Raw genomic sequence first — 26,004 nt, 5'->3', positions numbered from 1 at the left:
TATATGCTAATCCGCTGATTCCTCGTCTGCTTCTTCCACAGGCTCCTGATGGTCACAGGACGTACATTGTAATCTTGTTCCTTGCTTATTGCGCTTCTCAATCATTAACGAACCGCAGCTTGGACATGGCTTCGCTGATGGCTTATCCCACGAGACAAAGTCACATTCAGGATACTTGTCACAACCGTAGAATACACGTCCCTTTTTGCTGCGTCGCTCTACAACATGCCCTTCCTTACATTTCGGGCAAGTCACGCCGATATCCTTAATAATCGGTTTGGTATTTCGACATTCCGGGAAGCCAGAACAAGCCAAAAACTTACCAAAACGGCCAAGCTTATAAACTAAATGTTTACCGCACTTTTCGCAAATTTCATCGGAAACTTCATCTTCAATCTCAATTTCCTTCATTTCTTCTTCTGCGAATTCAAGCCGTTTCTCGAAGGATTCGTAAAATTCCGCAAGCACCTTGACCCAATCCTCAGAGCCTTCTTCTACATGGTCAAGGTCACCTTCCATGTTGGCAGTAAACTCTACATTAAGAATTTCTGGGAAAAACTCTTCCATCTGTTCTATGACAAGCTCACCTAACTCTGTAGGCATGAATTTCTTTTCCTCGATAGCAACATACCCGCGCTTCTGAATAGTTTCCAGCGTTGGCGCATATGTACTCGGACGGCCTATGCCCAGTTCTTCAAGAGTCTTAACCAGCCTCGCCTCGGTATAACGCGGTGGTGGCTGAGTGAAGTGCTGCTTCGGCTCGATCTCCTGTTTCTCCAGTACATCTCCATTTTTCAGAGGAGGAAGCAGGCGATCTTCTTCTGTTGTTCCGTCATCGTTACCTTCCACATACACCTTCATGAAACCTTGGAAGCGAACTTTGGAGCCCGCAGCGCGAAAGATCGTATCTCCGACAGCAATATCTACAGACAGTGTATCCAGAATAGCCGATGACATCTGACTTGCGACAAATCGTTCCCAAACTAGTTTATATAAGCGAAATTGATCCCGGCTCATAAATGATTTAATCGAATCCGGATCACGCAAAATGGACGTTGGGCGAATAGCTTCATGCGCATCCTGAGCATTAGCTGCCTTTTTGGAATAGTTTCTAGGTGTTTCTGGCGCAAATGGTTCACCGTACTTGCCAATGATGTATTCCTTCGCTTCTTCCTGTGCAGATGCTGCAATTCGTGTGGAATCGGTTCTCATATACGTGATGAGACCCACTGTGCCTTCTTTTCCGAGGTCTACGCCCTCATACAGCTGTTGTGCAACGGACATCGTCTTAGAAGCTCTGAAATTCAATTTACGAGCAGCTTCCTGTTGCAAGGAACTCGTCGTAAACGGAGCGGAAGGATTGCGGCTACGTTCCTTCTCTTTCACTTCTTTGACCGTAAAGTCAGCGCCTTCGATCTGTTTCAGGATCGCCTGCACTTCAGCTTCGCTACCCAGTTCGGTCTTGGTGCCGTTTAACTGATGAAATTTGGCTTCGAACGGATTTCCATCAGCTGTCAGCTTTGCGGTTATGCTCCAGTACTCTTCAGGTACAAAATCATCAATTTCATTTTCACGATCCAAAATGATTTTGACCGCTACCGATTGAACCCGACCAGCCGATAGTCCTTTTTTGACTTTCTTCCATAATAATGGGCTAATCTTATATCCTACGAGCCGATCCAGAATACGTCTTGCCTGCTGCGCATTAACCAGATCCATATTGATTTTGCGCGGCGTTTTGAACGCATCCTTGACTGCTTGTTTAGTAATCTCATTAAATACAACGCGGCAATCCTCTGTATCATCAAGTTCCAAGGCATGAGCTAAATGCCATGCAATAGCCTCACCTTCGCGATCCGGGTCAGCTGCGAGGTACACTTTTTTCACTTTCTTACGTGCATCTTTCAGTTCTTTCAAAATCGAACCTTTGCCGCGGATCGTAATATATTTCGGATTAAAATCATTCTCAACCTCAACGCCGATCTGACTTTTCGGCAAATCTCGCACATGTCCCATCGAAGCCTTAACGATGAACTTGCTGCCTAAATATTTGCCAATGGTCTTCGCCTTTGAGGGCGACTCCACGATTACGAGTGAATCCGCCATAGGTCCATCTCCTCTCAGTCATGAAACTGCTTGGTTCCAATTCATAGTAATGCTCATCATAGCCGTTAACTTCCGTTAATAATCTATATTAACACGCTGCATACGTCACAGCATCGTCATACCCTTGCATATCTAGTTCCAGGTAATTGGCTAATCTGCTTTTTTATGATTAAAGATAACAGAACTGAATGCAAATGTCCAAAATCCCAACCAAGCCGTTCAACAAGTTGATCCAAGGATTGTTCCTCTTGCTCCAGTATGGTGATTACTCTCTGCTCATCGGAGAAGAGGGTTACCGGAGGAAACATTCCCGCTGTAACAGATTGTTTATTTTGCGTCGAACGTCCTCTATTGTAAGGAACTTGTTCGGGATTTGGCAAGTCCATTTGATACTCTTCTAACAGATCGGCAGCAGAAGTGACCAATTTTGCGCCCTGTCGAATGAGGTTGTGTGACCCTCTGCTCTTCGGCGATGTAATAGGACCTGGCACAGCAAATACATCCCTGCCCGCATCCAACGCTGCATCAGCCGTAATGAGTGATCCACTACGAATGTCAGCTTCCACCACCAGCGTTCCTAGGCTCAAGCCAGCAATAATTCGATTCCGTTCCGGAAACAACCCCTGGTGAGCTCGAGTACCTGGAGGATATTCTGACAAAAGTAGACCCGTTTCGGCAATGCGTTCAGCCAAACTATTATTTTCAGGTGGATAGATGGTATCTATTCCTGTTCCAAATACCGCAATCGTTTTGCCACCTGCGCGCAAAGCCGCATCATGACACACGCTATCAATACCTCTAGCTAGTCCACTGACAATAGTTAAACCGGCCTTGCATAATTCCTCAGTTAAACGCTCCCCAACTTTACGACCATAAACGGTCGGCATACGGGTACCCACCATCGCAATGGACTTGGAATGCAGCAGCTGCATATCTCCACGACCATATAGTACCCATGGGGGCTGATCGGTTTCCTTCATTAATATAGGGTAATTGGAATCCAGATAAGTTATAACCTCAATTCCCTGTTTGTAAACGTTCTCCCGTCTTTGAGCAATCCAGTCAAGGTCAAAATGCACCGCAAGGCGATGCGCCTGATCCTTCCTCAAACCCGCCTCTAGCCAATCGGCTTCTGTATACTCTAGCAGGTCTTGGAGCCTATGCTGTCCAGATAATAACTTCGCAATTGTTTTCTTACCGACCCCGTCCATTTCATGCAAACCAAATAAAATCCATCTCTCCTCCATAAACAAAAAACCTCCCGATCCGGGAAGAAGTTCTTCCCTCATATTGTGTAGGCTGTGACAACGGATTGCAAGCGTTTACTCTAAAAAGAATCACTCCATGCTCACGAGAAACCGAGTAAAAAAACGCAAAAAAGCAACCCTTCGCCCTAAATTAGGACAAAAGGTTGCTTACCTTTTCCGTATCCACAAAGTCGGTTACCTGGAAAACGAGTTTCCTGCACCGTTTCTTCTATTATAACGGAAAAGAATTAATGTGTCGTGCACAAATTCAGAATACCGCGTTCTTCAAGCACACTGACAAGCGTAGATCCCATCTCGGCTGGCGTAGGCGCAACCTTGATACCGCAAGATTCAAGCTTCGCAATTTTTTCCTTAGCCGTACCTTTACCACCGGAAATGATTGCGCCAGCGTGACCCATACGTTTGCCTGGAGGAGCTGTAACACCACCAATGAACCCTACAACAGGTTTGGTCATGTTAGCCGCCACCCATTCTGCCGCATCCTCTTCCGCTGTACCACCGATTTCACCAATCATGATTACAGCGTGTGTCTGCGGATCTTCATTGAACCGCTTGAGAATATCAATGAACTCAGAGCCCTTAACAGGGTCTCCACCGATTCCGACAGCAGAGGATTGTCCGATACCACGAGTAGTCAATTGATGTACAGCTTCATACGTCAATGTTCCACTACGGGAAACGACACCAACATGTCCTGGCATATGGATGTACCCTGGCATAATTCCGATTTTACATTCGCCTGGCGTAATGACACCTGGACAGTTAGGGCCGATCAGGACGGTATCTTTCCCCTCCATAAAACGATCTACCTTAACCATATCTAACACAGGAATACCTTCTGTGATACAGATAACGAGATCCAACTCTGCGTCAACAGCCTCCATGATGGAATCTGCTGCGAATGCTGGGGAACATAAATGACGCTCGCTGTTGCGCCAGTTGCTTCCTTCGCTTCCTGCACCGTGTTGAATACCGGAAGGCTGACTACTGAACCGTCTTCCAGCGTGATGTCAACATTGGTTCCGCCTTTACCCGGAGTAACACCGCCTACCATCTGGGTTCCGTAGTCCAATGCGCCCTTCGTGTGGAACATTCCCGTTGAACCCGTAATGCCTTGCGTAATGACTTTTGTATTTTTATCAATCAAAATACTCACGTTGCTTCACATCCTTACGGTTATTTTTCAAGTGCCGGACAGCTCCGGTACTAAGGAAGCTTGTTGCACTACTCGGGTGCAACCTTCCCAGGAATGAGCTTACTTCACGAGGGCAACAATTTTCTGTGCACCATCGGCCATGGAGTCAGCAGGTACGATATTTAGGCCGGATTCACCCAAAATACGCTTACCAAGCTCCACGTTTGTTCCTTCAAGACGGACTACCAGTGGTTTCGTAAGTCCAAGCTGCTTCGCAGCTTCAACGACACCATTGGCAATGACATCACAGCGCATGATACCGCCGAAAATATTAACGAAGATGCCCGCAACTTTAGCGTCAGACAGAATAATTTTAAACGCTTCTGTTACTTTCTCCGTTGTGGCACCGCCCCCAACGTCAAGGAAGTTGGCTGGGTCGCCTCCATAATATTTGATAATGTCCATCGTTGCCATCGCAAGTCCCGCACCATTAACCATACAGCCGATGTTTCCATCAAGTGCTATGTAGCTGAGGTCGTATTTCGAAGCTTCGATTTCTTTTTCGTCTTCTTCGTCCAGATCACGCAGTTCCAAAATGTCCTTGTGACGGAACAGCGCATTGGAGTCAAAGTTTAGTTTCGCATCCAGTGCGATAACGTTTCCATCTCCTGTAACAACGAGTGGGTTGATCTCAGCGATGGAGCAATCTTTTTCGACAAATGCTTTGTACAACGCGAGCATGAACTTCACAGCTTTGTTAACCAATTCATTTGGAATATTAATGCTGTAAGCCAGTTTACGCGCTTGGAACACTTGCAATCCGATTGCAGGATCAACGATTTCTTTGAAAATTTTCTCAGGCGTAGCTTCAGCTACTTCTTCGATCTCCGTACCGCCCTCTTCGGAAGCCATCATCACGACACGTCCCGTAGCGCGGTCAACAACAACACCCACATAGTATTCTTTGCGGATATCGCATCCTTCTTCGATCAGAAGACGCTTCACTTCTTTACCTTCAGGTCCGGTTTGGTGTGTAACCAACACTTTACCCAGAATTTCGGATGCATACGCACGAACCTCATCCGTGCTCTTCGCCACTTTCACACCGCCGGCTTTCCCCCGGCCACCTGCGTGAATTTGCGCTTTTACTACAGTCACCGGACTGCCCAGTGCCTCTGCGGCCGCGACCGCTTCATCGACTGTATAAGCAACCTTTCCATTAGGAACGGCAACTCCATACTGTTTCAGTACTTCTTTTCCTTGATATTCATGGATATTCATTCTCGAATCCTCCTATCAACATGACTGCAACAAGGCGGGTTGGTTGACTAACAAAAGACAAATGTTGACTATTTTTACTTAAACCCAGTTCATTGTAACACGTTTTTAAAACGCTTTCCTTAAAAAATTAATGGTTAATAGACAGCATTTTGATATGGATATCATCCCATTTTGTGAATGCTTGGATATAAATGGAAAAAACCTTCAACGAATATGTCGAAGGTTCATCATCATTTGGCGGTTATTCGTTACTTCCTGGACTCTTTCATATTGGTCTCATGCACCTTATGCAAAAGCCCTTTAAACTGTCCGAGCAAGGCCTCAAACTCAGTACTATTTAAGCAAGCGTCTCCTTGGATGGATGACGGTATAGCCAAAGCTTTGTTCCGTAATTCTCTACCCGAATCAGTTAACGTTATAAGTACCTTACGTTCATCCTGCGCCGAGCGTTCACGATGGATGTGACCCGCTGATTGCAGGCGTTTCAGCAGAGGAGTCAATGTTCCCGAATCAAGATAAAGCGCCTCTCCGATTTCTTTCACCGTACATTCTTCACGCTCCCACAGCACCATCAGTACTAAATACTGCGAGTAAGTTACACCGAGCACTTCGAGATAAGGCTGATACAACTTCGTAATTTCCCGTGAACAAGCATATATGGCAAAGCATAATTGGTTATCCAACTTCAATGAATCATTCTGCATATATTGTTCTCACCTGCCTAATTGTGCATTCAATTCCTAACTTAATCCGCATTATCATAGCTATGCTAGCCACTTAAGTTTTGCGAATGATTAGAAACTCTAGATCTATCTTATCACAAATTAGAAAAAAAACAGAATAATTGAGCACAAAGTATTTTACTTTTATATTTAATCGTGTTAAATTAGGTTGTATAAAATATAATTGTTTACTCAGGAGTGATGATATATGATGACTATTCAACAAAAGATGACGCGGCTACACTCGACGTACTCGCCAAAGGTGTAGATCAAGAAACTGCTGCAAAATTAGTCGAAGCTGCTCACCAAGCATGCCCTTATTCTCGTGCAACACGTGGAAATATTGTCGTTGAACTGAACGTACTTTAAACAATTCACTTTGCTTTTGCATGCCTTATATAAGGACATTTGGTTCCATTCGTAATTCTCTGAGGAATTTCTTGTTGATCACATAACAATTCAGGAATCAGGATTCTTGATCGAGGTCATCATGATGAACACCTGAGTTGACGCCCTGATTTCTTTTATATAAAATGCATAATAGAAGATGAGGAAGCACCTTAATTCGAAGACTGGCCTGCACTCTGCAGAGTCAAGAACGAAGTGAGGTGTTTCTTTTATTATGTACGGCAAAATACATAGTGCTTGTTTGTACGGAATCGATGGGGTTTTGATTGAAGTCGAAACCGATTTATCGAATGGCTTGCCTCAGACAGCCATCATTGGACTGCCAGATTCGGCCATTCGTGAGGCTGTCGAGCGTGTACGGGCAGCGATTAAAAACTGCGGATTCCAGTACCCGCTACAGCGAATTACGATTAATCTAGCTCCTGCTGATTTACGAAAAGAAGGTTCTTCCTTTGATCTGGCTATTGCGGTGGGTTTGCTTGTTACCAGTGGGCAACTCATGCTTCCTCCACAAGAACGAACGCTTATCCTTGGAGAGCTTGCTCTGGATGGCACGGTGCGTTCGGTACCAGGTATCCTCGCTATGGTTGATCTCGCTAAAAGAGGAGGCTTCACTTCTGTCTTGCTACCACAGGACAATTTGGCTGAAGCTGCATTAATTCGAGGCATTCACGTATATGGCATTCGTCATTTGCAAGATGTTATACCGCAAAGCGAATCTGGTGTAGGTAACGCTGTAGAAACAAAAGCAAATAATCAGCCACTCATTTTGAAAAATTACAACCATTTGTTAACATCGAAGGATGCAATAGAAGTGATCGATTCGGATAAAGGAGGACAACAGGAAGACTCTTCTGCAGAGGACTATAACGATGTATTAGGACAGCATCATGTGAAACGGGCACTGATGATCGCTGCAGCGGGCATGCATAATATAATGCTTGTTGGGCCACCAGGAACAGGCAAAACCATGTTAATTAAAAGGCTACCCACCATCCTCCCTCCTCTTTCCGAAGAGGAAGCTCTTGAGGTAACCAAAATTTTAAGCGCGGCAGGTAAATTAAAGGAAATCTCGCAAGGGCTCGTTAGCCAAAGGCCTTTCCGCTCTCCACATCATACTATCTCAACTTCAGGATTGATCGGAGGCGGCAGTATTCCAAAACCTGGTGAAGTAAGTCTGGCACATCGCGGCATTTTGTTTTTGGATGAGCTGCCCGAATTCCAACGTCAAGTGCTCGAGGTATTGCGTCAGCCTTTGGAGGATCAGACGGTGACGATCAGCCGCGCTAGAGCTGTATTCACGTTCCCCGCACAGTTTATGCTCGCCTGTTCGATGAACCCGTGTCCTTGTGGATACTTGTCAGCACAAACAGATGACCTGAGTTGTATCTGCAGTCCTTCCCGCGTTGCAGCATATCGTGCCAAAATATCAGGTCCCTTGCTTGATCGAATCGATCTTCAAGTCGAAGTTCCACCTCCGGGGGAATGGCGTAAGGCTGCGCCTTCGCTTAGCTCCAATGAGATGCAAGCCAAGGTCATGCATGCCCATCAGCTTCAAGCCAAACGTTACACAAATACTCGTGTGCATTGGAATAGCCAGCTCTCTGGAGCATTGCTACGCCGCATGATCGTTCTACCTCAAGAGGCAGAGCAATTGCTGCAAAATACACTACAGGCCATGAACCTAAGCATGCGAGCACATGATCGAATCATGAAGATGGCACAGACGATAGCTGACCTTGAAAATGAAGGTAAAGTGGTTACTGCCCATGTGGCTGAAGCCATTCAATATCGTCAATTGGATCTTAAAATCTTTTAAAAGAAAAGCCGTAACCTGCATTGTTATAGGAGCCTTCAACTTAAGCATAACAAATAGCCCCCACTTACGCTTGCTAATCGATTGAATTACATACGTTATGACCAAAACCCAAGATAACAAACCGTCCTTAGGGTCATCGTTTCGGCCATAAACGGATAAATTCAACCTATATAGCATCCCTCATGCATAAGGGAGTTTAGCGTAAATTGGGGCGATTTGTGTCGTTTCACCCTTCACCAAACATCGACAAAATAGTTACAACTTTACATAACCTACGTTATGAAAATAGATTATTCAAACAGAGTCAGCTTGTCTTTGGCTGCTGTACGCTCTTTAGCTGAAGGAATAACATCCGGATATCCCATATAAATCATGCCAATAATCTTTTCGCCCGCTTCGATGCCGAGCGGTTTACGGAATTTGGGGCATATAGAAATGGCTTCGTTACCCAGAATGTCCCAATCTCTTCACTCCAGGCTGCAAGCAAAAAGTTCTGCACGAGTGCGCTAACCGCAGCAAAATCCTCATCCCAAATGTTTTGGCGTGGATCCTCTTCCAGTACAACCAGCATAATCGCAGGCACCTGCTTAATATTCGCTGAGAATTTATTATCCTCTCCCATCTCAGCATCAATAGCTTGAGCTAGCTTTTTGCGGCCATCCCCAGTGAACAGAAGGAACCGCCAAGGTTCGCGCAGTTTGTGATTAGGAGCCCATACAGCTGCATCTAATAATTCAATAATTTTGTCTGTAGGAACCGCGTCTTTTTTGAACTTTTTGACCGTCCGACGATTTTGAATTGCTTCAATGACCGCGTTTCCTGTCTGAATTGATTTGCTCATAACATAACCTCCTAGGCTTTCTTGTTTAAATTATGGTGTAACAGCTTGTAAGCCAAGCATATGATTTGATATAAAACTGCCAACATATGAAGTTGCTTCTTTATTATACATCGTTCTGTTCGCCAGATTCAAAAAAGCTGACCTCTATGGATCTCCTCATCTTCTATCTCCTATTATCATAAAAAAAGATGCTCTCAATCCTGCCCCCTCGAAAGGAATACAGAGATTAAAAACATCGATCTACTCACACCTATTTAACTGGCAACGTTCCTACGGTTTCTAGTAAGAGCCACTTAGTACGAGCCAGCTCCTTCAAAGATACCCTTTACAAAGTCCATTTTGTTCATTTTCTCTGTATTCCCTGCCACATCCGTGCTGTAGTATTCCACCAACTTTACGTCATTTGCATAAAATTTAACAGGGCCATTATAGGTCATCCATTCTCCGCCATTGTAACGATATTGTGTTATTTTTACGCCTGATCCGTTAGCTTCATCCGTGGCTTGCAGTCTAAACGTAAACCCAACAATATAAAGCTTCCCATTAATCGTTTCCGTTAATGGCACCAGTCGATATTTGGTTACTGGAGGCTGAATATCTTGGTTTACGCGTAATACAAAATCCACGCTATTATGATCTCCCGGAGTTAAATTTGCTAATTTGCTATGTTTGGGGTAACCAGCTGCTTCCGCAACGATTGTAATTGAACCTGTTGGAATCCGTTTAAGTAAATAATAGCCTTGAACATCGGTTGTAGCTCGTTCCGTGTACCCACTAACTTTGACTCCTGCTACCGGATTCCCACTAGCATCAACAATCTGTCCTCTGACATGAGCAGCATTCTCCAGTACAACATCAATACGTAACGTTTGACCTGCATCAATGCCTAGACGGTCTTGTAGATAAGGGAGATGATCCTGACTATCGATCCAGATGGCAATGTTGGGTTATAATCGTAATCGATACCCGTAACTGTATACCTTCCGTTTGCATCCGTCTGTATTACACGATCTGTTATACTCGTCACTTTAATTGCTGCACCAGGAATCGGTTGACCCGCTGGATCTGTTACCGTGCCCACAATGGTAGAGGGCTCATATAGGCTTACATTGATGTTCACTTCATCCCCAGGACTTAACGTATAATTTTGATATTGCCTATAGGACGCATAGGTAATGAAGCCTTCTGCTTCAACGTACAATGTTAGGTCTGTATAATCTTCAACGACTGCTTCAAAGCGATAGTTTCCGTTTTCATCAGCGACCAGACTGTGTTTGGTCGTATCCCCCCGATAATAAAGCTCATAATCCACTTTGGCATGAGGGACACTGTAGCCTTCTCGATCCGTTATTTTCCCATGAATAATGGCTGGTGGTTGGGCATTATTTTCTTGTGCGGCGGAGGGTGCCCCTTCCTGCTCCAATGCGTAGGAGGTTCCAGCGTATACAATACTAAGTAAGATCGAAAAGAAGCACAGCATGAACGATCGAGAGATCCATTTAGAGTACCTACTCATGAACATGGTTTTCACCTCATTAGTCTATTTATAGGTCTTGTCATACAATAGCCAGTAAGTATCAGCTTGTGAGTAATTCAAGTTTCCAAAACTCTCCATCCCATACATAATGCCAGATTCCCCCACCACTGAGAGTATGCTGCACCTCCAACACATCCACTTTTGGTGTTTGCCAACAACGCTTAACTTGGGTGTTAGTTCTAGTTGTTTCTTTTTCCATCTTCCTCTCCTCCTACCTTTGTTCTTCTTTTCTGTTATTTCCCACGATATATGATACAATTTGTATCATTCAAAAACAATATGGAATTTACTGCACACAACTAAAGCCTAACGTTTAACTCAATCATCCTAGATGTTGTAAGTGGATCGAGACCAATTTGGAGCATTATGGAACTAAGTTTCAACCCTATTGATTGGATCCGATAGATTTTGAAGCAATAGAAAAATCATAGAAGATCAAAAATTGCCTATCAACCAAAAAAGACTTCACTACCACGACTGTGTTCGTGGTAATAAAGTCCGTTTTCAACCTAATTTATTTGAGTGTATTAAAAAATCCGAGAGAAGTAAATTTTGCCGAATATTTAAGCATCCGGTCAGAAGTTTTTCGCACGCATATTACTGAGGTGTTTCAAGAGAACATAACACTGCAGGCGCGAGAAGCCGGTGAATGATGCCTTTAAGTGAGATTTATTAGCGCCCTAGAACGCATTTACGATATGTTCTATAGAAACCGTCTCGCCTGTCGCATCCTGCATCACTGCAATAACATCAAAGCGGATTTGCCGATTAAGCTCTCCAGACCTTTGCATATACACCGCCGCTGTTGAACGAACCTGCTGCACCTTACGGAAATCAACCGATTCCTGTGGTGTACCATATCTCCCTGCCCCGCTCCTGCTTCGGACTTCAACAAAAATGACGAGTCCTTCAAACGTGGCAACAATATCAATCTCCCCACTACGGCAACGCCAGTTTTGAGCTACAATCTCGTAATCATGCTCTTGTAGCCACCGACAAGCCGCTTGCTCGCCTAATTTTCCTTTTTGCTGACGTGTAAGCTTAGGGGAGGACTTATGTTCTGGTTTATGATCTACCAATCGTTTTGCTCCTCCCGTCCAGAAGCCAACCGATCAGCTCGATAAATGTAGGTTAATACCTCTGCTACTAACTGATATAACTCCGCCGGTATCTGTTCATCTAGATCCAGCTTGGAGAGCACCTCGACCAGAGCCGCATCTTCTTGAACAGGCACACCATTTTCCTTGGCTTTGTCCAGAATGGCTTCTGCCACTTTGCCACGACCTTTGGCCACGACAACAGGTGCTTCCGTTTCCCCTGGTACATATTTTAAGGCAACAGCCTTTTTGGAAAGCAGATCCGGCTGCGGCTCATCTTTCATATTTTAAAGTCCACCCCTTTGTACCGTTCAGGGCTATAATCCGACGCATTGATTTTACGTTCTGCACCAGGTTCCTGACCTACCGGCCAAGGTTCTGTCTTAAAGGTAAGCAGTTGGTAGCCTAGCTTGTCGAGAGCCGTATGAATGACTTCACGCCCACTTTCGAGTAGCGGCCCCATGCCTTCCCGATCATTAAGCACACGCAGACTGACAATATTATTGACGACATGCACATCCACCAACGTTGGTCCCAGACTCTTCATGTCCAAGTCAAACCACAACCGGCAGTTGGATGCATCCAGTTCGCCGCGCTGGCCTCTGCGAGATTGAATCTGGACTGAAGCGGTCTCTTCTCCATCAGGACCCGTAATTGGAATAAACCAATGCATCTGGGCAAAGGTAGAGCTTCGATCGGTTGTCAGCAATAACTGCTGCCCCGTTAAATATTGCACAGCCTGCCCGGCGGCATCTTTGAGTGCCGCCGGGGCATTGTCGCTGCTGGCTAACTGCAGCAGCAAGCCCTTCAGCGTGTCCGTGGTTCCCGGACTCGCCACGTCGCCCACGCGCGCTTGCGCAGCTGCGCCGTGCACTGCCTGCTGCTCGTGTTCTGCACCGAGCAGCTTCAACACACGCCCCACCCACGGGTCTCCCCCGTGGGTGACGGGCGCTGCCGCAGCACCTGCAGGAGCTGCGGCAGTTCCACCAGCCGGCGGCGCATCAGCGCTGGCTGGAACCTGCTGCGGCACGCCTCCGGCAGCCGCAGCGGCTTGGCCGCCCTGCGATGCAGGGGCGGCCTGGGCTGCCGCACCCGGCTGTGCCGGTGCGGCAGTGGATGCGCTGCGCAGCGCATCCAGCAGCGCCAGCAGCTTAGGCGCAAGCTCCGCTGCGCTTGCTGCTGCTGGCGCCGCCTGCGCGGCTGCGGGCGTTGCACTCGCAGCCGCAGGCGTAGCCTCAGCGCTGCCGGCAGTTCGCCCGGCAGCGCCTGCTTCAGGCTGTCCCGCGATTGCGCGGCCAGCCTGAAGATCTGCCGCCCCTGGTGTACCCGGGCGGCTCTGACCCACAGAGCCCGCTTCTGCACCGTGCGGGCTCTCCCAGGTATTCCGGTTCCCGCCGGAATACCTGTTCCTTGCTTGCCAGCCGTCTCCACTTGGCTGGCTCCCGCCTTCGCGCCAGCAGCCTCCGTAGCGTTACCGGTGCCTGCTGCTGGCGGTTGCCCAGTCGCCTTTGATGGAGCTCCAGTCTCTTCTGCTGCACCATCAGTCATAACAGGGTCCCCCAACTGCTACGGTTGCCTGTCCTGCTCCATTCGTTGCTGCCAAAGGACGCCCTGCACTAGCAGGCAATGCAGCATCGTCTGCTTGCAGACTTCCCGTCACGGGCATTGCTACCGCTTGGTTGATCCCCGTCTTCGCCGCACCAGCTTGTTCTCCCATGGTTGCGGCCGACTTGCCTGCCTGTTGCGTGAGGAAGGATTCCAGCTGATCTGCAAGTCCATTCAACAATTGATGCAAGGGTGGACCAAACACTGCCTGATGCAACCCTTTAACAGTCTCGGCGGTAATGGGAAGCCCCCGCTGGAAAGCAATTCCCGTCGATTGCACCCATTCCTCCACCGGAACCTGTGCTGGCTTAGCTGTCATCATATTTTGAATCATAGCGACATTGTCCTTGGTCAGAGGTAACCCACTGCGTTGCATCGCCAGTAACAATTCACGATTAACTTTTGTATCTGACAAACCCACTTCCTGAAGCAGGTTGTTCAACGAAGCTTGAGGCAGTTCTGATAGCGCATTAGCCATTGGTTTCATCACAGTGATGCCATTCTCTCCCTGAGGCTGGACTTGAAGCAAGGTAGTTTCCCCAGGCCGCAGAGGCGTTTCAAGCTTGGCTCTCACCTGAACCCCCTGTATTTGCAGAACGGCCTCTCCGCCATCATCTGACACACTAAGAACAGATCCACGTACCACCTGACCTTCTTTTAATTCAAGAGGTTTGGCTTCACCTGGTTTGTTGTCCCCGAGTAGCCCTCGAATCATTGAGCTGATATTCACGACTTTCCCTCCTCTCGTCCTAATCTATATAAATTAAAATAACGTTTGTTGCTCCCCTAACAAATTCCCTAGGAAACTACGGCGATGCATAGGTGAAGCTCCCAAAGCCATGATCTGTTCTCGATGAAATTTGGTAGCGTAGCCTTTATGTATCGACAGACCGTAATCCGGATATAACGTCTCCCACTCTTCCTTACACAGTCGATCCCGGGTTACCTTCGCAATAATGGATGCTGCAGCAATGGACTGACTATTCGCATCTCCTTTAATGATCGACATCTGCGGTATAGTCACATCGACCTTTTCCGCGTCTACGAAGAGATAGTCAGGACGAACCCCAAGCCCTTCCACTGCCCGCTTCATCGCCAGACGAGTCGCTTGTTTAATATTAAGATGGTCAATCTCTTTTGAGTCGGCAAAACCAATACCGACGGATATCGCCTTCTCTATGATGAGTTCAAACAACATATCGCGTTTTTTCTCCGATAGCTTTTTCGAATCGTTCACACCTTCCAGAATCATATCCCGAGGCAAGATTACTGCTGCCGCCACCACATCTCCAAACAAACATCCCCGACCGACTTCATCAATGCCAGCAATATGTTCGAATCCACTCTCCCAATACTCTCGTTCATATCTCAGCAGATCTTGTGGTTCAGTAACCACTTTTTCTTTTTTCTTCTTCGGTTTATCCAGGGCTTCTAGCTGAATAATTTCGTATTCTTTATCGTTATGAGTCATCTTGCCTTCATCTCCTCTGCCCATGCTTGCAATAACATTTTCTTCAGATTAAATACATATATAAATTAGCATTTCAATTAGAATATTAGGGTTAATGAACCATACATGTTCACCAACAACATTTTATTAATAGAAAACTTGTTACATATTAATTACTATAGAAAAAGAAATAGATTTATTATTTTTATCGGCATTTGTTTATTTAAATTGAAGATATTTTGCATCCGTCCTTGTCCATTTACTTCACCATTCATCATACCATGATTCGTTTTGTCCTCATATATATATGACGCAATCTGAGCAATGCAAGTTCTCACTCAAAATCATCCCGTAAATCTCGCTTTTTTCGATTAAGCTCATCCCTCCGCTAACTATCATTTTGGCTCCCCATTATCTAACGCAACAGACTTAGTTCATTAGATATCGTGCCTTATATACAAAAAAACAGCCGCTCCCGGTAATCCGGTAACGGCCGCTTCTTTCGGCTCTTGTTCCATATAAGAAGACGGAGTATACAGTTCATCTTCCTATAATATATTGATTTAATATGGAGCTTCCATTGAGAAGCGTCCCATCTTGCCAGCACGCAGTTCACGCAAAAAGGCTCTGGATGCCTTTTCGAGGTCAACACGCCCTCCGCTTACAATACAACCACGAATGCGTCCAACCTTTTCCATAATCGCAATGACACTGTCCGAATCATCTGCATCCTTGGAAAAATCCTCAAGTCCGTAACGCTCCTCAAGAGCATCCCAGTAATAACGCATTAAGTAACTAATCGCAAAAAAGGCAATATCCTCGGCATTCAGAATTTCTTCTTTGATGGCACCCGTTACCGCAAGGCGATAACCTACGTTCTGATCTTCGAACTTAGGCCATAGAATACCAGGGGTATCCAGCAGTTCCATCTCTTTGCCTACCTTAATCCACTGTTGTCCCTTCGTCACACCCGGGCGATCCCCTGTTAGTGCAATGCTTCGTCCTGCCAGTCGATTAATCAGCGTTGATTTACCCACGTTTGGAATACCTACAATCAATCCACGAACCGCACGAGGATTAACCCCTTTAGCCAGCTGGCGATCAATTTTTTCTTTTAGAAGAAGCTTCGCCTGTGCAGGAATGTCTTTTACATTCGTGCCTGTTGAAGCATCTACAGGAAAAGCGGTAATTCCCTCTTTTTTGAAATAGTCAATCCATTCTTGCGTCACTTTAGCATCTGCCAAATCAGACTTATTCAACAGAATCATACGGGGTTTCCCCTGCAATATCTCGTCAATCATCGGATTACGGCTGGAGACAGGCAGACGGGCATCCAACAGTTCGATGACCACGTCAATGAGCTTCAACTTATCCTGAATCTGGCGTCTGGCTCGGGTCATATGACCTGGAAACCATTGTATCGTCACCTTGTCCTCACCTCATTATCATTCTAATCTAAGGCAGCTTACTTGTTTCCTATAGGCAATGCCTTCTTGTTCATTATCAATCCTATTACATAGTCTGCTCATAAAGCCTGCATCACTATTAATGGTTAATCCATTTTATCTTACCGACCGGCCAGAATATTACATCGGCACGACCGATGATATCCTCTAGAGATACATATCCAATCATACGGCTATCTGTACTGTTAGGACGATTATCTCCCATTACAAACACATGTCCTGGTGGCACTTTACCATCCGGGAATTGATCATTCGGGAAATCCTTCACGTTATACGTCCCGCCATTTGCTTCCGCGGCATCAATCGCATCTTGAATATAAGTCTCATTGACTTTTTGACCATTGACCGTTACCGTATCATCATTTACCTCAACCGTGTCACCTTCAACTGCAATAACACGTTTAATGAAATCGCGACCTTCGGAAGGTACGTGGAAGACAATAACCTCACCACGCTTCGGCTCTCGAATGTCGTATAATATTTCATTAACAATGACTCGTTCACCCGTCTCAAAATTCGGTTGCATCGACGGTCCGTCTACGACAAATGGTTTGAATAACAACCACCGAATCAAAATAACGAGCACTAATGCGATAACAATGGCTTTAAGCCACTCGAGAATTTCATTTTTAGCTTTTTTGGATCGACTGTCTTTTTCATCGACAGCATTGCCTTGGTTTGGTTGAACTTCATGTTCCATCACTGATCTTCCTCTCTTCACGGTACATGTTTATAGCAGCTTGCAAATCCAGATTTTGCATCTAACTCGAAACAGATACAAAATAATCTCATCAGTTATGTAATCTATACGCCAGCATTTTGCATAATTCGATTCCACTTACTTGGGGAAACGGTAATCAGACAGGCAGATACACCTGTGTAAACCAATGTAAAGACAAACGAATCATTTTTATAACTCACTAAAAATGTAATCTTTGGTAATTATAAGTCGTACATTGGATTTATGCAAAATGCTCACACAAGAACTCCGCACATTCAAACCACAATTAAATGACATCAATAACTGATTAATCCTAACCTCCCGGACTAACTCTTACGTGTGCCGCCATACCATTTTACTCGGAAGTGTACCTCCGGTTCAACTTTTCCCAGACAAAAACGAAAAGGGCTTGTCTCCAAGCCCTCCCCGGTATCCGTTATATTAACGAATTTCTTTAATTCTCGCTGCTTTACCGCGTAGTTCACGAAGATAATAAAGCTTCGCACGACGCACTTTACCACGGCGAGCCACTTCGATTCTATCGATTTTAGGGGAATGAAGCGGGAAAGCTCTTTCCACACCTACACCGTAAGAAATTTTACGAACTGTAAAAGTCTCACTGATTCCACCACCACGGCGTTTAATCACAACACCTTCGAACAATTGGATACGCTCACGAGTTCCCTCGATTACCTTAACGTGCACTTTCAAAGTGTCACCAGGACGAAAACTCGGAATATCTTTGCGAAGTTGTTCTTGTGTAATCGCTTGAACGATATTCATCTATGACTCCCTCCTTCCGTACAGGCGTTCATACTTCTTCCAGAGATCACCTTGTCTCCTTCATTATCCATAGAGGACCGCCGTATTCCACACAACAGACTTATTGTATCATGTAGCATATCAAAACACAAGATAATTGTAACAAGTTATTTGTGTTCTGAAGATGAATGGATAAACTATTCCCAAGTGTATAATCAGGTATCCCATCAATCGCTTTAATTTGATCATCCTATAGAAAAATTACCCTCGTAATAAACGTCTCATCCTTATATCCTAACTATTTCTGAATGACAACGAATAATAGTACCCATAGAACCGTAATCATAACTTTTTGGCGACTTTTCATGATCTCCCTTATTACAGCTCTACAATTAGACATAGTCTCATGATTAGATTGCTTAGCAATCAGATTCGCGGAACAAAGTCAACCTTCAACCGGCTAAGATACTGTAACTTCCGCGGGGCCATGTTCGTCTATGATATACAAGGTTACTTATGCCCATAAATAATAAAGATATTTTTACAAGGAGAACCCCGATCGTATGAAATGGAAAAAATGTTTACTCGTTACTCTAGCTGTACTGACCTGTCTGACTACAGTGTATGTCTATGCCGTTAATCATCCTTCCAATGCCTTAGCGCACAAAGCCTGCACATCATGGGATATGGTGAAACGTGAAGCGTTCTCATTATCTCACTCCGAATATAACAGCATACCTGCTCTTGATACCACTACATTTCAGGTGGAGCCAGGTACTGCGTCGGAAGTCCCTGTATTGATGTATCATTACATAGAACCTCATATGGACGCTCAGAAGAAACAAAACAAATCCATGATTAGTCTGCAAGACTTTGAAAAAAACATGAAATATTTGCATGACGAAGGTTACCATACGATCACACTTGAACAGTTGGAGGACTACGTTAATGGACGAATTTCATTACCTTCCAAATCGATCGTAATCACCTTTGATGATGGTTACCAGAACAACTACACACTTGCCTATCCTGTTCTCAAGAAGTATGATTTCCACGCTTCCATTTTTGTGATCGGCAGTAAGATTCAGGATCAGCCTTCTATATTTGACTCAAGCAAAGATACGTTTTTATCTAAACCAGAGATAGAAGCGGGTTCAGATGTATTTGAGTATAACAGTCACACCTACAACCTTCATCATAAAGGTTTCATACGATGTGGTCAGCTCGTTCCCGCTGGTCTGGATACTAACCTCCTCAATGATGATATTCAGCAGATGAAGCAGACAGGCATTGACACACCTTATATTGCTTATCCTTTTGGATATACAAGCACACAGATGATCTACTACTTGCAGCAAAATAGCTACCGCATGGCCTTTACGATTGTTCAGGGGATGGTGAAGCCCGGTGCCGACTTAATGAGGCTTCCACGTCTTACCGTGACTACTGGCACGGATCTGCCTGCATTGCTGCAATCGAGTTCAAGTCGAGATGCTGGATCTGGATCGGTCACTGAGACAAACGAGACAAACTAAGCTCATCCATTCGGCGCATGTCTTTACACACAAAAAAGCCTAGCTATACCGCCCAAACAGGGCTGTAGCTAGGCCTTACGTCTTTATCCGTTAATATACAAAGTTGAGCCCTTTTCATTAATCAGCATACGCTTATGTTACCTATAACAGCTTATACGATCACTACATCTGTACTTTAATATATCTAAAGTCAGTATGAAGGCTCTTTTTCTACTCTAATTTCTCTTTTTTCAAACGAAGCTCTTCTAACCAGATCCGTTCTTTATCCGTCAACTCCGCACTTTCCAGCATATCAGGTCTGCGCTCTAATGTACGTAGCAGAGACTGCTCCCGGCGCCATGCATCGATATTCAGATGATGACCTGATAACAGCACGTCTGGTACCTTCATACCTCGAAACTCTGGTGGACGTGTATAATGCGGATACTCCAGTAGGCCTGTACTGAACGAGTCGGTCACTGCGCTCGTTTCATTGCCGAGTACACCTGGAATCAAACGCACCACACTATCAATAGCAACCATAGCCGGTAACTCTCCACCCGTTAACACATAATCGCCAATGGACAATTCATCTGTAACGAGAAATTCACGAATGCGCTCATCATAACCTTCATAATGTCCACATATAAAAATAAGATGATCCTCTTGCACAAGCTCTTCCGCCTTCTGCTGTGTGAACGTCTCTCCTTGTGGACACATTAGAATAATACGTGGCGCCTTCATCGTAGGTACAGCAGCCTCTTCACGTTGATCAAGGATATCCTCCACAGCAGCAAAGATCGGATCCGGTTTTAACACCATACCGCCTCCGCCCCCATATGGCGTATCATCTACTGTGTTATGCTTATTGGTCGCATAATTACGGAAATTAACTGCATTGAGAGATACAAGTCCTTTGGTCTGAGCTTTACCAAGAATACTTGTCCCGAATACACCATCGAACATTTCCGGGAACAAAGTTAATACATCTACTTTCATGCTACAGCAGCCCTTCCATAAGGTGAATCTTAACCAGCTTCTCCTTCACATCAACATGAAGCACGACATCGTCAATTACCGGAATTAAAACTTCTTTGCCTGCTGGTGTTTTGACCACCCATACATCATTGGCACCAGGCGTTAGAATTTCGGAGATCGTTCCGAGTGTCTCATCCTCTTCCGTAATAACAGTACATCCCACAATCTGATGGAAGTAGTATTCATTCTCTTCGAGTTCAGCCAAATCTTCTTTGGATACTTTAGCCATCCCGCCTTTGAACTTTTCCACTTCGTTAATGTTTCCATACTCTTTCAAACGAACGATGTACATATTTTTATGCAAACGTGCAGATTCTACATGCACCAAGATCGGATGATTATCCGCTGTAAAGAAATATAGCTCTGCATTTTTAGCGAACCGTACTTCCGGGAAATCCGTCAACGGCATAATTCTCAATTCTCCACGAATGCCATGAGTGTTCACGATTTTACCTACATTCATAAATTCTGCCATACAATCCTCCTACGAAATTCAATCAAAATAAATAGGTACTTCGACTCTCGAATGGCCGTTCCAGCGACGGTTCGTTCTTCCGATCACTGTTATCCCCTCATTTTTTGAACTATTATAAAAAGGTGAAAATGTGGTGATAAAGGTGAACGCTAACGCTTCTCCAGAATCGATTCCGTCTCCTACACTGCTCCCGATGTCACTCATACCAAAAAATATTTTTATTTAATATCCAATAAACATTAAGTTCAGCATGCACGAAAAGGGGCTAGGACATGCATCCTAACCCCCTTTCGTATATCTTTAAGATATGATATCTACGGTAACCCGTTTATCCATCTTAACTGCTGCTGATGTGACGACTGTACGGAGAGACTTTGCGATACGTCCCTGTTTACCAATGACCTTCCCAACATCGTCAGGATGCACGGTTAACTCATACACGACAAGCCGGTCTTTCTCAACCGTCCGAACCGTCACATCTTCCGGATGATCGACCAAAGCCTTAGCAATTACACTTACTAATTCTTCCATAGATGACCCTCCGAATCAGCACCTTATTTAGATAGTTTAGACTCGTGGAACTTCTTCATCACGCCCGCTTTGCTAAGCAAGTTGCGGACAGTGTCAGATGCTTGCGCACCATTTTGAAGCCATTGCAATGCTTTATCTTCATCGATCTTAACAACAGCCGGTTGTTCAACCGGGTTGTAGTAACCGATCTCCTCGATAAAACGACCGTCACGTGGGGAACGGGAATCCGATACCACTACGCGGTAGAAAGGAGCTTTGTGAGCACCCATACGTTTCAGACGAATACGAACTGCCATTTGAAAATTCACCTCCTTCAATGAAATCAGATTATTGCTTTAGTGCAGGTAACATCAACGGAAAGGAAACTTCATTCCTTTTCCTAATCCTTTGAGTTGCTTCATTGCTTTATTTTTGCCGCCTTTAGGTCCCATCATATCCGAGAACTGTTTCATCATGCGGCGCATTTCATCAAACTGCTTGATCAATCGGTTAACTTCAGCTAGAGATGTTCCGCTCCCCGTTGCAATCCGTTTCCGGCGACTATGATTAATCATATCCGGGTTACGTTTCTCTTCTGTTGTCATCGAGTACACAATCGCCTCGATTCGACCCATCTGCTTGTCATCAACCTTCAGATCCTTGGCTTGTTTCATCTTGCCCATGCCAGGAATCATATCCATGATCTGATCGATTGGTCCAAGCTTTTTCACTTGATCCATCTGCTCAAGGAAATCCTCAAACGTAAATTCAGCATTACGCATCTTACGTTCCATTTCCTTGGCTTTCTCTGTATCAATGTTCGACTGAGCTTTCTCAATTAGAGAGAGCATGTCGCCCATACCGAGAATCCGTGAAGCCATCCGTTCCGGATGGAAAGGCTCAAGTGCGTCCAGCTTCTCACCAAGAGAAGCAAACTTGATTGGGCAACCCGTAACGGCTTTGACAGAAAGTGCCGCACCACCACGAGTATCTCCGTCCAGTTTGGTCAGTACAACACCGGTTAGATCAAGCTGCTTGTTAAAGTGTTCTGCCACATTAACAGCATCTTGTCCTGTCATACTATCTACAACAAGCAGAACCTCATCCGGGTTAACTACACTATGGATCTGACGAAGTTCTTCCATCAGTTCTTCATCTACGTGCAAACGACCTGCGGTATCGATGATAACATAATCATTGCCGTTATCCTTTGCATGTTGCAATCCCTGACGTGCAATCTCTACGGGGCTTGTCTGATCTCCCAGTGTGAATACAGGCGCTTTGATCTGTTCACCAAGCACTTGCAACTGCTTAATCGCTGCAGGACGATAAATATCTCCCGCCACAAGCAATGGTCTGCTATTTTGCTTTTGCAGCATCTTAGCGAGTTTACCCGATGTTGTCGTTTTACCTGCACCCTGTAAACCAACCATCATCAGAACCGTTGGAGGCTTATTCGCTTTAGCCAGCTTTGACTGACTTCCACCCATCAAGTCCGTAAGTTCCTTGTTTACGATGTCGATAATCACCATTCCTGGTGTGAAGCTATCCATCACTTCTTTACCGACAGCCTTTTCTTTCACCTTGGCGATGAATTCCTTGACCACTTTGAAGTTTACATCCGCTTCAAGCAATGCCAGACGCACCTCGCGCATCGCTTCGGCAACATCTTCATCAGACACCTTGCCTTTGCCGCGCAGTTTACTGAACACATTCTGCAATCGGGTCGTTAATCCTTCAAATGCCATGATCCCACCTCCTTAAGCTGTAATACTGTTTGTAAGATCGTTACGTTTCGCTCAGCGCTCAAAATCGTTCTATTCTCTAAGCTGCTGAACAATATCGTTTATTGGTTTGTTGTTATCAATGGAGACACCGATGTCTGCCAATGCATTTTGCAAATCTTCAAGATTACGATTGCGACGCTCATGCTTTTCTAACAAGCCAAGCTTGCTTTCGTAATTTTCAAGCACTTGTTCGGCACGCTTGATATGCTCGTATACCGCCTGGCGGCTGATCTCGAACTCGGATGCAATTTCACCGAGCGAGAAATCATCATGAAAGTAATACTTTAAAAAGGTCTGTTGCTTCTCTGTCAGTAAACGTTCATAAAAAGCAAACAGCAAGTTAATCCGGTTTGTCTTCTCAAGCCGATTTTCTTGACTCATATCGGGGACTCCCTTCGTCAAGGAAAAACACTTTACACTCTTGCAACGTTCCTAATAATACCGAAAACAAATCAGGATGTCAAGCAAAAATACTTGTCACAATAAAATTGCTTTATTTAAGGCAAAAAAGCACTCATAAATAAGGTGAAATAATCATTATTAATCCGCCCTATATCCTTCTTTTATATCACTGCTCTCTAAATAAAAAACGAACCCCTCCCCAAAGAGACGATTCGTTTATTGTTACTATCGTAAAGGTGTAAGGTACAAAAGCACGGCGAAGAAGTGAAGAATACTGCCCGCCAGTACAAACAAATGCCAGATGGCATGATGGTACGGGAATCCACGCCATACATAAAACAGCGTTCCGAGCGTATACATCAGCCCCCCGTTACTAATAACACAATTCCTCCTGAAGGAATTGCAGCTACAAGAGGCTGCCATGCAATGACGATGAGCCAGCCCATGGCAATATAGAAGATCGTGGACATAAACAGAAACTTTTTCGTAAAGAACGCCTTGAAGATCACGCCGAATAACGCGATGCCCCAAATGACTCCAAATAACGTCCAACCAAGTGTGCCACGGACAGCAATGAACAAGAAGGGCGTATATGTTCCTGCTATAAACAAATAAATAGAGGAATGATCAAAAAACTCAAATAAGTCTTTGGCTTTACCCTCTTTAAGTGCGTGTACTAGCGTTGAGTTGGTATAGAGCATCAGCATCGTGATCCCATAGATCGTGAAACTGACCACATGCCATGCCGTACCTTTCATGCTGGAGAATACAATTAATAGTACCAATGCAGCCACACTAAGCGCAGCACCGATCCCATGAGTTACTGCATTGGCGACTTCTTCACGGCGGGAATAGGTATAGGTATTGGCCATATCAACCGTCCTTTCTAACCCTATTTTAAGTTCAATTTTATTCCATTATACACCTATTGCCGCAGATAAACATGTTGAGCATACGCTTATCAACGGCAATAGAGTCATGTATACGATACGTTCGTGTTCCCAAAAATGCTGTGTCTGTGTAAACCATCAGTTGACGGTAAAATTACTCTTCAGTAGACCCCTCTTCTACCTGCTCCTGAATTAAACCAGCAAACAGTGCGTGTACAAACTGCTCAGAATCGAATGGCTGCAGATCCTCCATTTTCTCACCCAAACCTACCATTTTCACAGGCAAGTCCAACTCTTGGCGAATCGCAACCACGATCCCTCCCTTAGCTGTTCCATCAAGCTTCGTCAGTACAAGTCCTGTCACGCCACTTTTCTCTCCAAAGAGTTTCGCTTGATTCAGGGCGTTTTGTCCTGTCGTTGCATCAAGCACCATCAGCACCTCATGTGGAGCATCCGGAATTTCACGCTGAATAACACGATAAATTTTGTTCAGCTCTTCCATCAGGTTGGATTTATTTTGCAGTCGACCAGCTGTGTCGCAGAGTAAAATATCCGCGTTACGCTGTTTAGCGGCTTGCACAGCATCAAACATCACTGCCGCCGGATCCGAACCCGCTTGCTGCTTAATGACTTCCACTCCAGCACGTTGTCCCCAAACCTCTAACTGTTCGATTGCACCTGCACGGAATGTATCCCCTGCTGCCATAATGACTTTTTTGCCCTGCTGTTTGTAACGATGTGCAAGTTTACCAATTGTCGTTGTTTTTCCAACACCGTTAACGCCAACAAATAGAATTACCGTAATTCCATTCGGGTTTAGCTTTAATTCATTATTTTGTTCTCCGCGCAGCAAGTCAGTTAGTTTCTCAGAAAGCACAGGCTGTAGCTCAGCCGCGTCCTCAATCTTGCGTTTTTTCACCTCAACACGTAATTCATCAATGAGATTCATCACGGTGTTAACACCAACGTCTGCTCCAATTAGAATTTCTTCCAATTCTTCGTAGAATTCCTCGTCGATTTTTTTGCGTCTAACCATAAGGTCAGATACTTTCTCAACAAACTCTTTGCGTGTCTTTTCGAGTCCTTCCTTAAACTGCTTCGTAACCGACTCCGTTTTGCTAGCAATGCTATCTCTCAGCTTCTTAAAAAAACTCATAAAGCCCCTCCATC

25 protein-coding genes and 3 pseudogenes are annotated in these 26,004 nt (G+C 45.0%); 3 read left to right on the top strand and 25 right to left on the bottom strand.

The genetic code is table 11. From position 1 onward, the window contains the following. Positions 1–6: 6 nt before the first annotated feature. The 5 genes and pseudogenes from topA to DMB88_RS11045 form a co-directional block, all read right to left on the bottom strand. Positions 7–2,106 (bottom strand): type I DNA topoisomerase, encoded by a 2,100-nt coding sequence (topA, locus tag DMB88_RS11065; protein ID WP_128101391.1) that lies wholly within the window; start codon positions 2,104–2,106, stop codon positions 7–9. Between the two features lie 116 nt (positions 2,107–2,222). Beyond that, on the bottom strand, positions 2,223–3,353 hold the full coding sequence (dprA, locus tag DMB88_RS11060; protein WP_128101390.1) for a DNA-processing protein DprA: 1,131 nt from the start codon (positions 3,351–3,353) through the stop codon (positions 2,223–2,225). Positions 3,354–3,601: 248 nt separating this feature from the next. Beyond that, a pseudogene (sucD, locus tag DMB88_RS11055) lies at positions 3,602–4,530 on the bottom strand (succinate--CoA ligase subunit alpha). Between the two features lie 99 nt (positions 4,531–4,629). Further along, positions 4,630–5,790: an ADP-forming succinate--CoA ligase subunit beta gene (gene sucC / locus DMB88_RS11050; protein WP_056700556.1), complete on the bottom strand. Its 1,161-nt coding sequence runs from the start codon at positions 5,788–5,790 to the stop codon at positions 4,630–4,632. A 248-nt stretch (positions 5,791–6,038) separates the two neighbouring features. After that, on the bottom strand, positions 6,039–6,494 hold the full coding sequence (locus DMB88_RS11045; protein WP_128101389.1) for a MarR family winged helix-turn-helix transcriptional regulator: 456 nt from the start codon (positions 6,492–6,494) through the stop codon (positions 6,039–6,041). 261 nt (positions 6,495–6,755) lie between these two features. Here DMB88_RS11045 and DMB88_RS11040 point away from each other — a divergent pair. Together DMB88_RS11040 and DMB88_RS11035 are read left to right on the top strand one after the other, a co-directional pair. After that, positions 6,756–6,881 (top strand): annotated as a pseudogene (locus tag DMB88_RS11040) (Ohr subfamily peroxiredoxin); the annotation flags it as partial. A 253-nt stretch (positions 6,882–7,134) separates the two neighbouring features. Next, on the top strand, positions 7,135–8,739 hold the full coding sequence (locus DMB88_RS11035; RefSeq protein WP_128101388.1) for a YifB family Mg chelatase-like AAA ATPase: 1,605 nt from the start codon (positions 7,135–7,137) through the stop codon (positions 8,737–8,739). Between the two features lie 370 nt (positions 8,740–9,109). Here the strand turns inward: DMB88_RS11035 and DMB88_RS11030 are convergent, their stop codons facing one another. From DMB88_RS11030 to rplS, 12 genes are all read right to left on the bottom strand, one after another. Then, positions 9,110–9,580, bottom strand: a complete 471-nt coding sequence (locus DMB88_RS11030) for a nitroreductase family protein (RefSeq protein ID WP_254438533.1) — start codon at positions 9,578–9,580, stop codon at positions 9,110–9,112. 293 nt (positions 9,581–9,873) lie between these two features. Next, on the bottom strand, positions 9,874–10,398 hold the full coding sequence (locus DMB88_RS31975) for a carboxypeptidase-like regulatory domain-containing protein (protein WP_368028364.1): 525 nt from the start codon (positions 10,396–10,398) through the stop codon (positions 9,874–9,876). Positions 10,399–10,466: 68 nt separating this feature from the next. Beyond that, positions 10,467–11,096 carry a carboxypeptidase-like regulatory domain-containing protein gene (locus DMB88_RS11020; protein ID WP_164848670.1) on the bottom strand — a complete coding sequence of 210 codons (630 nt, stop codon included), beginning with the start codon at positions 11,094–11,096 and terminating at the stop codon, positions 10,467–10,469. Positions 11,097–11,157: 61 nt separating this feature from the next. Continuing rightward, positions 11,158–11,316, bottom strand: coding sequence for a hypothetical protein (locus DMB88_RS30225; RefSeq protein WP_164848669.1), 159 nt, complete (start codon positions 11,314–11,316; stop codon positions 11,158–11,160). Positions 11,317–11,797: 481 nt separating this feature from the next. Further along, positions 11,798–12,196 carry a YraN family protein gene (locus DMB88_RS11015; protein WP_128101385.1) on the bottom strand — a complete coding sequence of 133 codons (399 nt, stop codon included), beginning with the start codon at positions 12,194–12,196 and terminating at the stop codon, positions 11,798–11,800. Then, positions 12,190–12,498 carry an EscU/YscU/HrcU family type III secretion system export apparatus switch protein gene (locus tag DMB88_RS11010; RefSeq protein WP_128101384.1) on the bottom strand — a complete coding sequence of 103 codons (309 nt, stop codon included), beginning with the start codon at positions 12,496–12,498 and terminating at the stop codon, positions 12,190–12,192. Before DMB88_RS11010 ends, DMB88_RS11015 begins: the two co-directional genes overlap by 7 nt. Then, on the bottom strand, positions 12,495–13,559 hold the full coding sequence (locus DMB88_RS31030; RefSeq protein WP_254438531.1) for a hypothetical protein: 1,065 nt from the start codon (positions 13,557–13,559) through the stop codon (positions 12,495–12,497). The genes DMB88_RS11010 and DMB88_RS31030 overlap by 4 nt, the downstream gene beginning before the upstream one ends. A gap of 195 nt (positions 13,560–13,754) precedes the next feature. Continuing rightward, on the bottom strand, positions 13,755–14,549 hold the full coding sequence (locus DMB88_RS31025) for a hypothetical protein (RefSeq protein WP_254438530.1): 795 nt from the start codon (positions 14,547–14,549) through the stop codon (positions 13,755–13,757). 33 nt (positions 14,550–14,582) lie between these two features. Further along, positions 14,583–15,290, bottom strand: coding sequence for a ribonuclease HII (locus tag DMB88_RS11000; RefSeq protein ID WP_128101383.1), 708 nt, complete (start codon positions 15,288–15,290; stop codon positions 14,583–14,585). 542 nt (positions 15,291–15,832) lie between these two features. Beyond that, entirely contained in the window at positions 15,833–16,696 is an 864-nt protein-coding gene (gene ylqF, locus DMB88_RS10995; protein ID WP_128101382.1) for a ribosome biogenesis GTPase YlqF, read from the bottom strand. 118 nt (positions 16,697–16,814) lie between these two features. After that, positions 16,815–17,435 (bottom strand): signal peptidase I, encoded by a 621-nt coding sequence (gene lepB / locus DMB88_RS10990; protein ID WP_128101381.1) that lies wholly within the window; start codon positions 17,433–17,435, stop codon positions 16,815–16,817. Between the two features lie 462 nt (positions 17,436–17,897). Continuing rightward, positions 17,898–18,239 (bottom strand): 50S ribosomal protein L19, encoded by a 342-nt coding sequence (gene rplS, locus DMB88_RS10985; RefSeq protein ID WP_024630190.1) that lies wholly within the window; start codon positions 18,237–18,239, stop codon positions 17,898–17,900. A 542-nt stretch (positions 18,240–18,781) separates the two neighbouring features. Between rplS and DMB88_RS10980 the strand changes: the two genes are divergently transcribed. Then, the gene (locus DMB88_RS10980; RefSeq protein WP_128101380.1) at positions 18,782–19,753 is read left to right on the top strand and encodes a polysaccharide deacetylase family protein; all 972 of its coding nucleotides are present in this window, start codon (positions 18,782–18,784) and stop codon (positions 19,751–19,753) included. A gap of 210 nt (positions 19,754–19,963) precedes the next feature. Here the strand turns inward: DMB88_RS10980 and trmD are convergent, their stop codons facing one another. The 8 genes and pseudogenes from trmD to ftsY all read right to left on the bottom strand — a co-directional run bounded on the left by trmD (position 19,964) and on the right by ftsY (position 25,990). After that, positions 19,964–20,731 carry a tRNA (guanosine(37)-N1)-methyltransferase TrmD gene (gene trmD / locus DMB88_RS10975; RefSeq protein WP_128101379.1) on the bottom strand — a complete coding sequence of 256 codons (768 nt, stop codon included), beginning with the start codon at positions 20,729–20,731 and terminating at the stop codon, positions 19,964–19,966. Position 20,732: 1 nt separating this feature from the next. After that, entirely contained in the window at positions 20,733–21,245 is a 513-nt protein-coding gene (rimM, locus tag DMB88_RS10970; RefSeq protein WP_128101378.1) for a ribosome maturation factor RimM, read from the bottom strand. Between the two features lie 300 nt (positions 21,246–21,545). Continuing rightward, complete coding sequence (locus tag DMB88_RS10965) at positions 21,546–21,776, bottom strand: KH domain-containing protein (RefSeq protein WP_056700529.1); 231 nt, start codon at positions 21,774–21,776, stop codon at positions 21,546–21,548. Positions 21,777–21,799: 23 nt separating this feature from the next. Next, a complete protein-coding gene (gene rpsP, locus DMB88_RS10960) occupies positions 21,800–22,072 on the bottom strand; it encodes a 30S ribosomal protein S16 (protein ID WP_056700527.1) in 273 nt (90 codons plus the stop codon). 54 nt (positions 22,073–22,126) lie between these two features. Continuing rightward, positions 22,127–23,503, bottom strand: coding sequence for a signal recognition particle protein (ffh, locus tag DMB88_RS10955; RefSeq protein ID WP_128101377.1), 1,377 nt, complete (start codon positions 23,501–23,503; stop codon positions 22,127–22,129). Between the two features lie 69 nt (positions 23,504–23,572). Further along, on the bottom strand, positions 23,573–23,923 hold the full coding sequence (locus DMB88_RS10950) for a putative DNA-binding protein (RefSeq protein WP_128101376.1): 351 nt from the start codon (positions 23,921–23,923) through the stop codon (positions 23,573–23,575). Between the two features lie 246 nt (positions 23,924–24,169). Then, a pseudogene (locus DMB88_RS10945) lies at positions 24,170–24,816 on the bottom strand (hemolysin III family protein). A gap of 172 nt (positions 24,817–24,988) precedes the next feature. After that, entirely contained in the window at positions 24,989–25,990 is a 1,002-nt protein-coding gene (gene ftsY, locus DMB88_RS10940) for a signal recognition particle-docking protein FtsY (protein WP_128101375.1), read from the bottom strand. Positions 25,991–26,004 lie beyond the last annotated feature (14 nt).

The sequence above is a fragment of the Paenibacillus sp. DCT19 genome (genome assembly GCF_003268635.1).
In the GTDB taxonomy this organism is placed as follows: domain Bacteria; phylum Bacillota; class Bacilli; order Paenibacillales; family Paenibacillaceae; genus Paenibacillus.
This window is presented reverse-complemented; position numbering and strand designations above follow the sequence as displayed.